This window comes from Paenibacillus sp. EZ-K15 (assembly GCF_002573715.1).
Lineage (GTDB): Bacteria > Bacillota > Bacilli > Paenibacillales > Paenibacillaceae > Paenibacillus_AQ.
Genome location: NZ_PDHM01000017.1, coordinates 16724 through 30959, shown reverse-complemented (window position 1 = coordinate 30959; position 14236 = coordinate 16724). Strand labels below are relative to the sequence as shown.

The window sequence follows — 14236 nt, the reverse complement described above, 5'->3', positions numbered from 1 at the left end:
CAATTGAGAACCAATAGGTAGGATGAGTTCGTTTACACACAGTATCGCTAAAAATTATTCCAAACCGTCGAACTTTTAGCCCAAACAGATTCACTTTCCAAATTTTATTGAAAAAAATGTTGGAGAGAGTATACTTTTAATCAATCAAACGTTCATTTGATTGATGTATCGTTTGAATGTTATCAAAAAGTTCGATATTTGAAGGGAGTAGTTTTTTTATGAAAAAAACTTATAAACTGAGTAATCTGGATTGTGCGAATTGTGCAGCGAAGATCGAAAATGGTATTCGCAAGCTGGCTGATGTGACCGAGGTTAAAGTTAACTTTATGGGGCAGAGGATGATTCTGGAGGCTCCGGATGATAAATTTAACGCCGTTCTTGAGGAATCCAAGAAGGTTATAAAAAAACTTGAACCGGATGTATCCATTGAGGCTTAAGCGATAGATGCAAGTTCCTCGATTGGGTCAATAAAGATTGAACATGGTTAGCCACATTCAAATTGCGCTATTTGAGTCAGCAGTGGTTGTGATGATACAGCCGCTGCTTTTTCAAATAGGAGGAGGATAGAGACATGTCAAAAAAGGAAATAAAACAGTTGGTGCGTATCCTTATTGCATCTGTTGGTTTCGTAGCGGCACTACTGCTAAAGTTAGAGGGCATCGCTGAATTTCTGCTATATCTCGCCACATATCTCATCGTTGGAGGAGACATCATCTGGAAAGCGGTAAGAAATATTTCTCGAGGACAGGTCTTCGACGAGAACTTCTTGATGTCAGTGGCCACGATCGGGGCATTCTGTCTTGGCGAGTATTCGGAAGGTATCGCTGTTATGCTGTTTTATCAGGTCGGCGAACTGTTTCAATCCTATGCCGTTTCCAAATCCCGCAGGTCCATATCCGAACTGATGGATATTCGTCCCGACTATGCCAATGTGCTAAGAAATGGGGAATTGATACAGGTCGACCCGGAAGAAGTACAACTTAATGAAATCGTTGTGGTGAAGCCTGGAGAGCGAATCCCTCTGGACGGTGTTGTTACAGACGGTTTCTCCGCAATCGATACATCAGCTCTTACGGGAGAGTCTGTTCCGCGGGAAGTACATGCCGGAGAAAATGTGATTAGCGGCTGCATCAACCAAACCGGTAAATTGACCATTCAAGTGAACAAAGAATATGGCCAGTCCACGGTAGCGAAAATACTGGAGCTAGTTGAGAATTCTTCCGACAAAAAGAGCAAGAGTGAAAACTTTATCACAAAATTCGCTCGATACTATACCCCGATCGTTGTTTTCGCGGCGGTCATTTTGGCCGTCATTCCACCGCTTATCACGGGTCAGTCTTTTGGTATGTGGATTGAACGAGCGCTGACCTTCCTTGTCATTTCCTGTCCCTGTGCTTTGGTTATTTCGGTACCGCTCAGCTTTTTTGGCGGAATCGGCGGGGCATCCAAATCCGGCGTTTTAGTGAAGGGAAGCAACTATCTTGAGGCGATGGCCAAAACAGAGATGGTCGTGTTTGATAAAACCGGTACACTGACAAAAGGCAGCTTCGCGGTCAGTGAGATGCATTCCGACAAAATGACAGGTCAGGAACTATTGGAATTGGCAGCATATGCGGAGGATTACTCCAACCATCCTATCGCACAGAGTATCAAGAAGGCATTCGGTAGAAGCATTGATTCCTCTCGCATCAAAGATATCGAAGAAATCGCCGGTCATGGTGTGAAATCTGTGATCGATGGCAAGGTCGTGTTGGCAGGCAACGCCAAGCTCATGAAACGTGAACGCATCTCCTACAAAGAAAAGAATCTTGTAGGTACCGTAGTTCATCTCGCTGTAAACAATGAGTATATGGGATATATCCTTATTGAGGATGAAATTAAGGAGGATGCTGCGCGCGCTATCGCAGCTTTGAGATCGGCAGGAATCAAGCAGACCGTTATGCTGACCGGCGATGCCGATGCCGTAGGGAAAAAGGTTGCCGCAACGCTCAAACTAGACAAAGCTTATACTGAGCTGTTGCCCGCGGATAAAGTTGAACGAATGGAAGAATTAATGAAGGAGAAAAGCGCTCACGGAAAACTGGCTTTTGTCGGTGACGGCATCAATGACGCACCTGTTCTTGCTCGCGCCGATATCGGCATAGCCATGGGCGGCCTGGGTTCCGATGCGGCGATTGAAGCTGCGGATGTTGTGATCATGACCGATGAGCCATCCAAAATCGCCACCGTGATGAAGATAAGCAAAAAGACACTCCGTATCGTCAAACAAAACATCATTTTTGCTCTGGGTGTCAAAGGAATTGTACTGGTTCTGGGAGCACTTGGCGTCACAACCATGTGGGGGGCAGTATTTGCTGATGTTGGGGTATCCGTCATTGCAATTATCAACGCAATCCGGGCACTCAACGTGAAAAAACTCAATACGCAAAAAACAGTAGCCCGGGAGCAAGGGGAGAGAGCGCTGGTTTAATGTTCAGGGGGGTGTTACCGGATAGATTCTGTGAGTAACACGCCTCCTTTTTTATCGATTGAGGTTGTGATCTGCAAGTCCTTTCTTCGGACAAGTCATTTGAAAAAAATCATCGATCATTTGGTGAACCAGACGTGCTCTTTCATTGTCAGCGAGTGAATAATAAACTTCTTTCCCCGCACGTCTGCTTTTGATCAGTCCGTGAAGTTTCAGCAATTTCAAGTGATGAGAAACGGAAGCGGCACTTATGCCAAGAGCGGCTGAAATATTGTTCCCGCACTCCTCGCAATGACAGAGCAACCAAAGGATTCGCAAACGTGTGCCGTCGCAAAGCTGTTGAAAGACGGTGGCTCCGTCCAGAAAATATTCCACATCAGGCATTTGCTTTAAAGCATGGCTTAAATCTTGTCCGTGGTCGTGAAGTATTTCCTTGTCTTTTTTCATGGACACTCCTTCAAATAAGTAGTCATTTGATGAAACGATCAGTATGCTCATTCTATTTTAGCCTATGCATTACTTGATATCTAGTCAAGGAATCCCGGGACTTTTGCTTTCCATGACCGGTATATTCACTGTATATTCTCAAAATTATAGTTGACAATGAGAATCATTATCAACTATTATGTTAACTAGTAAACAAAATATGATCAACCCATATGAAAAGGAGTGGCGATGAAATGACAGTGAGTCTGCGAATAGAACAATTGAAGGCGGCAGTTGAAGGTAAGGAAATCTTGAAAGGTCTGAGCCTTGCGGTAAATGGCGGAGAAATTCATGTCGTGATGGGACCGAATGGAACAGGGAAGAGTACATTGGCCTCCGCTTTGATGGGGCACCCCAAGTACGAAGTAACAGAGGGAAGGGTTACGCTGAACGGAGAAGATCTGCTGGAGATGGAAGTGGATGAAAGGGCACGGGCAGGATTGTTTCTGGCCATGCAATATCCGAGTGAAATCACGGGGGTCATGAATTCCGATTTCATGCGTAGTGCGATCAATGCAAAACGTGAAGAAGGCCAGGAGATCTCGTTGATCAAATTAGTGCGCATGATGGAAGCAAGCATGCAGACGCTGGAGATGAACCCTGAGTTTATGCATCGTTACTTGAACGAGGGCTTTTCCGGGGGGGAGAAAAAGCGAAATGAAATTTTGCAAATGATGATGCTCGAGCCGTCATTGGTCATTCTGGATGAAATCGACTCCGGTCTGGACATTGATGCCCTGCGCATCGTTGCTGAAGGGGTTAACGCTTTGCGCAGTGCAGACCGAGGATTCTTAATTATCACGCACTATCAGCGGCTGCTTAATTATATCAAGCCTGACTTTGTACATGTGATGATGCAAGGAACCATCGTAAAGTCTGGAGGGCCGGAATTAGCGGAGCGGTTAGAGGCAGACGGATATGAGTGGATCAAAGAAGAGCTGGGTATTACAGAGGAAGCTGTGACGCCGGATGAAGAAGAGTCGTTTCAAATTCCGATGCAAACCAAGTCACCGCGTATCTGAAAGGGGAGAGCCGTAACATGACAATGAACAGTGCAGAGAACCAGCTATCAGGGCAACTTCAATATGAAGCAGAACCGGATTGGCTGACCATGTTGAGGAAGAGAGGCTTGGATGCCGTCAGCACACTGCAGCTGCCCAAGCTGGAAAAGACGAATCTGCAGCGGTGGCCATTACAGCAGCAAGGCATTTACCGTAAGCCGGAGCCGGTGATGTCTCTCGATGAATTGCCGGAATCCATCAGGAAATGGGTGTACTCGGACAATGTGCTGGTACAGCGGAATTCGGGCCCATTAATTAAGTGCTTGTCAAAAGGACTTCAGAAGCAAGGAATTATTCTGACCGATCTGGAAACAGCAGCAAGGCAGTATCCGGAACTTGTAAAGCCTTATTTCATGCAAGCCGTGCAGACTGATGAGAATCTACTTACTGCCCAGCATGCCGCGCACTGGAGCGGCGGAGCCTTTATTTACATTCCTGAGGGGGTTCATGTAGAGACCCCGCTGCAGACGCTATTTTTTGTAGACGAATCCGATACGCTCTTTATGCCGCACGTTTTAGTGGTAGCCGAGAAGCGTAGTTCCGTAACGCTGGTGGAGAATACCATGTCCTCATTAGATAAGAGTGTAGCGGTAAATCAAGCCGTTATGGAAGTATTCGTTGGCGAAGGTGCAACAGTCAATGTCGTGTCATTGCACCAACTGGAAAGAGACGTAATCGACCTGACTTATCGGCGCGCAATCGTTGAACAAGACGGAAGTGTGAACTGGTTGAATGGCGAAATGAATTGGGGCAAGTCGATGAGCGATACGGCGGCGAAGGGGCTCGTTCGGATATAAAGTCAATCTTGGTGGGATCCGGCAATCAGACCATGAATATTACAGCCCGGACGGTCCATTTTGGCAAGAATTCGCCAAGCGATATGGTAATCAGAGCAGTGATGAGAGAGCAGTCAACCGCCATATTGAACGGGATCACCAAAATTGAGAAGGGCGCAAGCGGGGCGAACGGACAGCAGACAGAAAAAATATTGATGCTGCATCCCGACGCGCGCGGCGACGCCAATCCGATTCTGTTGATTGATGAAGACGATGTGAAAGCCGGACACGCCGCCAGCGTCGGACAAGTCAATCCGGAACAGTTGTACTATATGATGTCCAGAGGCATTAGCCGCGTAGAGGCCGAGCGGCTAATCGTGTATGGTTTCCTCGCTCCCGTCGTGGCCGAAGTACCGCTGGAAGGTGTAGCCACTCAGATGCAAGCGCTAGTGGAACATAAGCTGGGGCAAATCAAGGAACTAGATCAAGCAAGCATATCTGAATAAGGAGGATGACAACATATGGCCAAGGAATTGGTGGAACTGGGAGAATATCAATATGGCTTCAGAGATACGCATCAAGCGGTGTTTCAATCCGGCAAGGGACTAACGCGTGAGATCGTTGCCACTATATCGGAGATGAAGGGAGAACCCGGCTGGATGCTCGACTTTCGTCTGAAGTCACTGGAACTGTTCCAAAGTATGCCGATGCCTGAATGGGGCGGCGATCTGCGAACACTGGATTTTAATGATATCCAATATTATGTCAAGCCTTCCGAGAAGCAGGGAAAGACCTGGGAGGAAGTGCCGATTGAGATTAAGCAAACCTTTGATAAGCTTGGTATACCGGAAGCGGAACAGAAGTATCTTGCCGGTGTGTCGGCCCAGTATGAATCCGAAGTCGTGTATCACAGCATCCAGAAAGAGCTAGAGGAGCAAGGGGTCATCTTCACAGACACGGATACGGCACTGCGCGAGCATCCGGATCTGCTGCGCCAATATTTCGGCACCATTATTCCGCCGAGCGATAACAAATTTGCCGCACTTAACAGCGCTGTATGGTCCGGAGGAAGCTTTGTATATGTTCCAAAAGGGATAAAATGCGAGGTCCCATTGCAAGCTTACTTCCGCATCAATTCGGAGAACATGGGACAATTCGAAAGGACGCTCATTATTACGGAAGAGGACAGCTTTGTGCATTATGTAGAAGGCTGTACGGCACCGATTTACAGCACGAACTCGCTACATAGCGCCGTTGTGGAAATCATCTGTAAGCGAAATTCCCGTGCGCGATATACAACCATTCAAAATTGGGCGCCCAATATTTACAACATGGTGACAAAGCGGGCTGTAGCCGAAGAAAACGCAACAATGGAATGGGTGGACGGCAATATTGGTTCCAAACTGACGATGAAATACCCTTCCGTAGTGTTAAAAGGTCGTGGAGCCAAAGGTTCGGTGCTCTCGATTGCGGTCGCCGGCAAAGGGCAGCATCAAGATGCCGGGGCCAAAATGATTCACCTGGCCCCGGATACGACCTCGACCATCATATCAAAATCGATCAGCAAGCACGGAGGTAAAGTCACGTACCGCGGTCTGGCTTCCTTCGGACGCAAAGCTACAGGAGCCAAATCGAACATCAAATGCGACACGCTCATTCTCGATAATGAGTCCACGTCGGATACGATCCCTTATAACGAGATCATGAACGACAATGTTACGCTTGAGCACGAGGCGACCGTCTCCAAGGTATCCGAGGACCAGCTCTTTTACTTGATGAGCCGAGGCCTTTCCGAAGACGAAGCGACGCAGATGATCGTGATGGGCTTCATCGAGCCGTTTACGAAAGAACTGCCTATGGAATATGCGGTTGAAATGAATAGGCTCATCAAGCTGGAGATGGAAGGTAGTATAGGGTAAGCCCTATCAATTGTCCAGAATTATGGGGTTGGCAACCGAGTTCATCAGGAAGGATGGGAGAGACATGCATAAATTGGTTTTGATTAGACATGGAGAAAGTCTGTGGAACAAAGCGAATTTATTTACAGGCTGGATGGATGTAAACTTGTCGGATAAAGGCATTCATGAGGCTTTACATGCCGGCAAATTACTTAAGGAAGAACAGTTCGTATTTGATGTAGCCTATACCTCATATTTGAAGCGAGCGATTAAAACATTAGATTATGTGCTGGAAGAAATGGATTTGCTGTGGATCCCTGTATACAAAACATGGCAGCTTAATGAGCGCCATTATGGTGCGCTTCAAGGTTTAAGCAAAACCACCACCGCTGAGAAATATGGAGAAGAGCAGGTTCAATTATGGCGTAGAAGCTATGATGTGCTGCCTCCTGCTTTGACAAAGGACGATGCCCGTTATCCAAGATACGATATTAAATATCGCGACATGGATGACGAGCTTATCCCGTTAACGGAAAGCCTCAAGGAAACGGTTGTTCGGGTTAGGGATTATTGGGATAAGGAAATTGCACCGCAGATCAAAGCGGGTAAAAATGTCATTATCGCTGCACATGGCAATAGTCTACGGGCATTAATCATGTTTCTGGAAAATCTCAGTTCAAAAGAGATTATTGATTTGAACGTCCCAACGGGTATTCCGCTTGTATATAATCTTGATGACCGACTACATCCGGTTCAGAGATATTACCTAGGAAGCGAGAAACATATCGAAAGTAAGATCAAGCAGGTTGCCGAGCCAGACAGGATTATGGAATAAGGGCATGAATAGGATTGAAACTGTCGCTAATGCGTTTGGATTTATTATTTTAGTTAACTAGTAAACAATGTAAGTGGAGGGGCGGTGGAACCTGCTATGAAAAAAACGAATTTAATGAACACGCTAGAGCAACAAACTCAGAAGCCCCTAAAGCTTATACCATTAATTGTAGCGATTTTCATGGGAAACTTCCTTTCGTTGTTGAATAGCAATACGATTAATATAGCTTTACCGGTCTTGCAAAAAGAATTTGCAACCGACTTAAGTGTTGTGCAATGGACACTGACCGGCTTCATGTTGGCGCTCGGGACCTTCGCGCCTACAGCTGGCTATTTCGGCCAACGCTTCAGTTACAAGCGATTGTATATTTTCGCCTTGCTCGGCATGACGGTTGCTTCCGTACTGTGCGCCTTGTCTTGGAACGCGTCGATGCTGATCGCCTTCCGCATGGTTCAGGGCGCGTTCTGCGGTATTATAGTGCCGGCGTCGATGACCATGATATTTCAAATCATCCCCAGGCACCAGCAGTCTGTCGCCATGAGCATCTGGATCGCAGCTTCGATCGTGGCGCCAGCCATTGGACCGACTTACGCAGGTTGGCTTATCCAGCACGGCTCCTGGAAGTGGCTCTTCTGGACCAATGTGCCGCTCGGCCTGCTTGCGATCGTTGTTGCCGTTTTCTTCATTCCTTACTATCGTCTGAAAGTACCGAAGGGTTTCGATGTATGGGGGCTTCTGACGGTCATCGCCGCAAGTTCGCTGCTGTTGATCACGTTGTCGCAAGGCTCCGGTTGGGGATGGGGATCGGCCAGTACGCTGCTTTGTCTGGGAGGCGGGCTATTGGCGCTAGCACTGTTTCTTTGGCGCGAGATGTCAATCGACACGCCGCTTCTACAGCTCAGAGTATTTCTGAATCGGCGATTCACGTCAACGGTGATATTGCTGTGTATCGTGATGATCAACTTTTTTTCGGGAATGCTCCTCGTTCCCGTCTTCCTGCAAAATGTTCAGGGACATTCGCCACTTGATTCGGGGATGATTCTGTTACCAGCTACATGTGTCATGGCGATTATGTCCTTGGTTGTCGGTCGGTTGTACAAAGTGGTTGGCCCCATGCCGCTACTGCTTGTTGGCGTACTGTTAATGGCCGCAGGGAATTTGCCGCTAGCGTGGCTGAAAATCGACAGCTCATCTGCATATACGCTCTTGTGGATGACGGTCCGCAGTCTAGGTCTGGCCCTGGTGCTGATGCCGGCGACGACGGCCGGGATGGAGGAGATTTCCCGCGAATATATCGGACACGCCTCCTCCATTCAGAACTGGCTGCGGAATGTATTCGTATCGTTCGGTGTGGCTCTTTTCACCACGCTGCTATCTTCACGTACGGCTGACCACGCCGCAAGGCTGACTGATGGGGAAGTCGGACCGCGCTTGGCCCACCTGTCCACAACGATGGGCATCAACGATTTGCACATCTTATCAACGCTTATTGTATTGCTAGCCCTACCATTTGTTTTTGCAATTCGCAAAGCGCGGCAGAAGGAACGGGGAACCGACGGAACCTAGAGCGATCCCGTGCGTTAACCATCTCGTATCTTTGGTAGAGGAACGTTGCTCCCTGGTATCGGAACATGATACGATTGTTTCTCGGTTAAGTATAATTTATTGTGTTACGAAAGGTGCGAGATGATGAATACATTGGAGACGATCAAATGGCTGGTCCATGATCAGGTTGTTCATTTTGTGCATCTGAGCGAGCAAAGGATCGAATCGGAGCAGGACAAGATTTTTCGTTATGCACAGGAGCAGCAATTGGAGTCGATCCCGCGTCATTTGACTAGCGTGCACGTGATCGACTGCATCGGCAACAACGAGCCGATCAACAATACGGCGCTTGCAGAGAAGATGAACTTGTCCAAGGCCGGCATTACGAAGATCAGTGCGAAGCTGTTGGAGGAAGGTTATATCCATCGCAGGCAACTGAATGATAATAAGAAGGAAGTCTACTTCAGTCTGACGGAGAAGGGCAGACAGGTTTTTGAGCTCCATCAACAGCTTCACAAGCTGGAGGAGGAGAGGTTTATGCAGTTGCTTGAGCCGTTTAAGGAAGCGGAATTACACGTTATTCTGCGATTTCTACAAAGCGTATCCTCGCATTGGGCTAACAAAGAGCCGGAGTAGGCGAGCGGCCTGATGCCTCGTGAATTGGTTATTCAACTTTTGAAAGATGTTTCTAGTCCTCCGAGAGCGCAAATGTCTAATGATACAAACGTGTTCACATTCCTGTCGGACGACAAGAACATGAAATCTTGAAAGTCACATTAAATGTGGCTTTTTTTATTTTCAAGCATATTCTCAACAGACTTTAATCCATATTTAGGTGCTGTTAGGATGCAAAACGACGTGCAAAAGCCACGGAGAAAGATTTTTTTAAAAAAAATTGAATGCTCGAACCGTACGTGAAATACTAAATTTGAATGATATGGAAGACTCAACATTTGGACAAATAGCGTCTTAATTCGGATTAGCGGAATGCCGCAGGTGCCCAAGAAGGTCATCGCGATGAAAAACGGATTCTGAACTTGGGGATTGAACAGAGCGTGGCTTTCGATTTCATCCTATCACGAAGCAAATCGTTCCATTCGAAAACGGGGATGGAAGAACATGAATGAATCGATGAAATCCATCGTAAGCATTGAAGAAACGAAGAAGATATGATGTCCAACATTTGGACAAATGTCGGCCAATTGAAGGCCGACATTGTAATGTTCAAAAGTCGCCCGCATGTTTCTGTTTAGACAGAAACATGCGGAAGTTAGCTATTTACAGAATCTATAACGCTGGCTAAAATGATCTTACTGATGCATCAGTTTGGCAATAAATCCTAGTTATCCTATTTGAATTATGATTTTTCTTAAAAGATGGGTTTTTAAAAAAATACAAAGGTGGTTTCTATGAGAAAACAACGATATTCTGGTTTGTTATGGTTAGGGTTATTGACGCTATTCCTAATACTGTCTGCTTGCTCCTCCGGGTCTGCCAACAACGAGCCGGAGGCATCGCCGCCTTCAACTCCCCAAGCGACTGCCTCCAGTGAGCCCGCTGAGCAGGGGACGGATGGCCATCTACTCGAAGCCCCCTTGGCCGCAACCGATTTAAACAAGCTCCCGGACAGGGCGAAACAGCGAAATGATGCGATTATCGTGACACTGGTGAATCCGAGCGGGGCCTTCACACCATATTTCACCCAAGTGGGCTATGACGGGAACGTCAACTCTGTCCTGTATACTCCGCTTGTCCGCGTCGATACCGACGGTTTGCCGATTCCGGGTCTCGCGGAGAAATGGGACATTTCCGAGGATAAGCTGACTTATACGTATTATCTTTACGAAGGGCTGAAGTACAGCGATGGTTCCCCCATGACAACCGAGGATGTGGAATTTACATGGACCTTGCTTCATGATCCGTTTTATGACGGCCTCAACAGCGTGGTGGAGGCGAAGATCAAAGGTGGTCAAGCCTACAAGGACGGTAAGGCGGATTCCATTGAAGGGATTCAAATTATCGATGATCGAACCATTTCCGTGACGCTGGAAGAGACCAACGCAACGGCGCTGACAGTACTTGGCGGACCGATCTTGTCCAAAACGTACTATGGCAAGGATTATCAGTTCGGCAACCTGGATTATATTAAGAACCTGCACGCCAATCCGATCACGAACGGACCTTACAAGCTGGAGAAGTTCATTCCAGGCCAAGAAGTGCGTTTTGTCGCCAATGAACACTATGTGTTAGGCAAACCGAAGACCGAATACTTCATCTACAAGACGACGGAGGGAGACACTTGGCAGTTTATCGAAACCGGGGAAGTCGACTATGGCAGCTTTTCAGCTACGACAGATAACATCGAGAAACTGAAATCCCTTGGCTTCTTAAACCTGATTCCGTCCACGGCCAGTAACTACGGCTATAATCAATTCAATCTGGAGAGGGTTCAATTGAAAGACAAGCGGGTTCGCCAAGCCTTGACTTACGGTCTGAATCGTCAGCTGATTTACGTGGATTCCAGGCAAGGGGCAGCGTCGATCGCCAACATTCCATCATCTCCGATTCTGTGGTCTTATACCGAGGAAGGCATCAACCCGTATCCGTATGATCCGGAAAAAGCAAAACAATTGCTGGACGAAGCGGGCTGGACGGTCGGCGCAGACGGCATTCGGGAGAAGGACGGGGTCAAGCTCCGTATCAACTATTTGGGATCGAAGAGCCCGAATACCGATATTTTCATTGCCGTCGCCAAAGAGAACTATCAAGAAATCGGGGTTGATTTCGTGCCTGAGCAATTCCCGGATTTCAACACGCTCGTATCCAAGGTCAATAGCGGCGATTATGACATGGCTTCGTTCTCGACGACGATTATCAGCGATCCTTCGCAAGGGGTGGAGCGGTTCATCAAAGGAGAAACGAAGGGCTACGATAATCCACGCATCGAAGAGCTTTACGCCCAGGGTCTTGCGACTGGCGACGTCGAAGAACGTAAAGCGACTTACCACGAAATGTTCAAAATATTGAATGACGAATTGCCGATCATGTTTACCAACTATATGAAATCAGTCATCGCAATCAACGGACGCATCGACGGTTTTGAGTTGAACCCACTCGCGGGTATCGCATACAGCTTGCCGGGTTGGAATTTGCAATAAGCGAGCTGGCAGCTGGAGGGAAGATTAGACGGCTCTATCAAAGAAGACATCTCTTGCCTGAACCCATCAGGCAAGGAGATGACTGATGAAGGAGAGAACATGAGAACCTATTTGCTCCGAAGAAGCTTGTACATGCTCTTGATATTAATTGGCGCGTCCTTGTTAATCTTTATCTTGTATTCCTTAACGCCAGGCGACTATGTCGACAACAACTTGAGTTTGAGCGAGGAGCGCAAGGCGGAACTAAGGGAAATCCACGGGTTGAACAAGCCTGTCATTGAACGATACGTGAACTGGATGGCCAACATTTTCAAAGGCGATTTCGGTTATTCTTTGGCCCAGCAGCGCCCCGTCCTGGACCTGTTTCAGGATTACATATGGAACTCCTTTCTGCTGGCAGTGGTTTCGACGTTCTTCACCTGGTTCATTGCGGTCGTCGTGGGCGTTCTTACGGCCTATAAGCAATACTCGCTGCTGGATACCCTGGTGATGATCGGCATCTTCGCCGCGATGTCGATTCCTTCGTTCTTCATCGGGTTATTCTTGATCAAAGTATTCGCCGTCGATTTAAAGATTCTCCCGCCGGGTGGAATGATCACGACAGGGAGCCGGGCCGAGGGCTGGGACTACGTCGTCGAGGTACTGCACCATATGCTGCTTCCGGCAGCCGTCATGATATTGCTTGGCGTCGGGTCGCTCACCCGTTATTTCCGGAGCAACATGCTGGAGGTGATCCGGCAGGATTATGTCCGCACCGCCCGTGCAAAAGGGTTGAAGGAGAGAACGGTGCTGTTCCGCCACGCATTGAAAAACGCGATGCTGCCCGCGATTACATTGATTGGCTTCGAATTGCCGGGCCTTTTCGGCGGATCCATCATCATTGAGAAGATATTTAATTGGCCAGGCATCGGCCAGTTGTACATGCAATCTTTCACGGTGCGGGATTATCCGCTCCTCATGGGCTTTACCATGTTTTTGGCTATCTTGACGGTCGTCGGGACGCTCATATCCGATATCCTCTACCACACTTCCGATCCCCGGGTCAGGCTTTAAAGAAAGGAGGAACTACCTTTGTCGATTCCAACGACGGCAAGTCAAGCCGGAAAAGCCAGCCGAGGAATGGAGGTTTCAGACTCCTTATGGAAGCAATCCACTCGGAAGCTCAAGAAAAACAAGCTGGCCGTAACTGGCTTCGCCTTCATCGTGTTGATGTTTGTTGCTTGCTTTATCGGTCCCTTGTTCTCGCCATATGCGGATGGCAAAATCAATCCCGCCATGATGCACCAGCCCCCAAGCGGCAAGCATTGGCTGGGAACGGACCTGCTTGGCCGCGATGTGCTGACCCGGCTCTTGCAAGCAGGCCGAATTTCGCTAACGGTCGGCCTTGCGTCCATGGCGTTATCCATGTCGATCGGGACGGTTCTCGGCGTCATTTCGGGTTATTATCGTGGAGTAGTCGATCAGTTGATCATGCGAACCGCCGATTTGTTGTTTACGATTCCGGGTCTTCCGATTCTCTTCATCATGGGGGCGTTGATGTCGGATTGGAAGGTTCCAACCGACTATCGGCTGTATCTGGTCATGCTCATGCTCAGCGTCATCGGCTGGCCCGGCGTGGCGCGGCTCGTCCGCAGCCAAATGCTGACCTTGCGGGAACGGGAGTATATGATAGCTGCCGACGTGCTAGGTCTCAGCGATAAGCGAAAGCTGTTTCGCCATTTGCTGCCCAATGTCTTCCCGCTTCTGATCGTCATTGCCACACTTAGCATCGGAGGAGCGATACTGTCGGAATCGGTGCTCAGCTTCTTCGGGCTCGGGGTCATGCCCCCGACGCCCACTTGGGGAAATATGATCGATGCGGCCAACAACGTCATCGATTTTGAGAAACGGCCCTGGCTATGGATTCCGCCAGGCCTGGCGATTTTTTTGACGGTCATTGCCATCAACATTTTCGGTGACGGATTGCGGGACGTTCTCGATCCTAAACAGAATACAAGCAGGTGAACGGAT

General features: G+C 48.1%; 9 protein-coding genes and 2 pseudogenes. 10 read left to right on the top strand and 1 reads right to left on the bottom strand.

What is annotated here, in order from left to right:
• The first annotated feature begins 176 nt into the window (after positions 1 to 176).
• Positions 177 to 2470, top strand: a pseudogene (locus CRG97_RS16655) (heavy metal translocating P-type ATPase).
• Positions 2471 to 2521: 51 nt separating this feature from the next.
• Here the strand turns inward: CRG97_RS16655 and CRG97_RS16650 are convergent.
• Entirely contained in the window at positions 2522 to 2914 is a 393-nt protein-coding gene (locus CRG97_RS16650; protein WP_076321439.1) for an ArsR/SmtB family transcription factor, read from the bottom strand.
• 233 nt (positions 2915 to 3147) lie between these two features.
• Here CRG97_RS16650 and sufC point away from each other — a divergent pair, with 233 nt between their 5' ends.
• From sufC to opp4C, 9 genes and pseudogenes are all read left to right on the top strand, one after another.
• A complete protein-coding gene (gene sufC, locus CRG97_RS16645) occupies positions 3148 to 3975 on the top strand; it encodes a Fe-S cluster assembly ATPase SufC (protein WP_098745262.1) in 828 nt (275 codons plus the stop codon).
• A 17-nt stretch (positions 3976 to 3992) separates the two neighbouring features.
• Positions 3993 to 5296 (top strand): annotated as a pseudogene (gene sufD / locus CRG97_RS34245) (Fe-S cluster assembly protein SufD).
• Between the two features lie 15 nt (positions 5297 to 5311).
• Positions 5312 to 6709, top strand: a complete 1398-nt coding sequence (gene sufB / locus CRG97_RS16635; RefSeq protein WP_098745259.1) for a Fe-S cluster assembly protein SufB — start codon at positions 5312 to 5314, stop codon at positions 6707 to 6709.
• A 64-nt stretch (positions 6710 to 6773) separates the two neighbouring features.
• A complete protein-coding gene (gene gpmA, locus CRG97_RS16630; RefSeq protein WP_098745257.1) occupies positions 6774 to 7523 on the top strand; it encodes a 2,3-diphosphoglycerate-dependent phosphoglycerate mutase in 750 nt (249 codons plus the stop codon).
• A 96-nt stretch (positions 7524 to 7619) separates the two neighbouring features.
• A complete protein-coding gene (locus CRG97_RS16625; protein ID WP_237566454.1) occupies positions 7620 to 9089 on the top strand; it encodes an MDR family MFS transporter in 1470 nt (489 codons plus the stop codon).
• Positions 9090 to 9209: 120 nt separating this feature from the next.
• Complete coding sequence (locus CRG97_RS16620) at positions 9210 to 9704, top strand: MarR family transcriptional regulator (RefSeq protein ID WP_343225196.1); 495 nt, start codon at positions 9210 to 9212, stop codon at positions 9702 to 9704.
• A gap of 773 nt (positions 9705 to 10477) precedes the next feature.
• Positions 10478 to 12226, top strand: a complete 1749-nt coding sequence (locus CRG97_RS16615; protein ID WP_098745252.1) for an ABC transporter substrate-binding protein — start codon at positions 10478 to 10480, stop codon at positions 12224 to 12226.
• 99 nt (positions 12227 to 12325) lie between these two features.
• A complete protein-coding gene (locus tag CRG97_RS16610; protein WP_098745249.1) occupies positions 12326 to 13279 on the top strand; it encodes an ABC transporter permease in 954 nt (317 codons plus the stop codon).
• Between the two features lie 66 nt (positions 13280 to 13345).
• Positions 13346 to 14230 carry an oligopeptide ABC transporter permease gene (opp4C, locus tag CRG97_RS16605; RefSeq protein ID WP_237566502.1) on the top strand — a complete coding sequence of 295 codons (885 nt, stop codon included), beginning with the start codon at positions 13346 to 13348 and terminating at the stop codon, positions 14228 to 14230.
• Positions 14231 to 14236 lie beyond the last annotated feature (6 nt).

Excerpts from the sequence above, each read along its gene's own strand:
- sufB (WP_098745259.1), top strand. The coding sequence starts at position 5,312 with ATGGCCAAGGAATTGGTGGAACTGGGAGAATATCAATATGGCTTCAGA.
- gpmA (WP_098745257.1), top strand. The coding sequence starts at position 6,774 with ATGCATAAATTGGTTTTGATTAGACATGGAGAAAGTCTGTGGAACAAA.
- opp4C (WP_237566502.1), top strand. The coding sequence starts at position 13,346 with ATGGAGGTTTCAGACTCCTTATGGAAGCAATCCACTCGGAAGCTCAAG.
- CRG97_RS16650 (WP_076321439.1), bottom strand. The coding sequence starts at position 2,914 with ATGAAAAAAGACAAGGAAATACTTCACGACCACGGACAAGATTTAAGC.
- CRG97_RS16620 (WP_343225196.1), top strand. The coding sequence starts at position 9,210 with ATGATGAATACATTGGAGACGATCAAATGGCTGGTCCATGATCAGGTT.
- sufC (WP_098745262.1), top strand. The coding sequence starts at position 3,148 with ATGACAGTGAGTCTGCGAATAGAACAATTGAAGGCGGCAGTTGAAGGT.
- CRG97_RS16625 (WP_237566454.1), top strand. The coding sequence starts at position 7,620 with ATGAAAAAAACGAATTTAATGAACACGCTAGAGCAACAAACTCAGAAG.
- CRG97_RS16615 (WP_098745252.1), top strand. The coding sequence starts at position 10,478 with ATGAGAAAACAACGATATTCTGGTTTGTTATGGTTAGGGTTATTGACG.
- CRG97_RS16610 (WP_098745249.1), top strand. The coding sequence starts at position 12,326 with ATGAGAACCTATTTGCTCCGAAGAAGCTTGTACATGCTCTTGATATTA.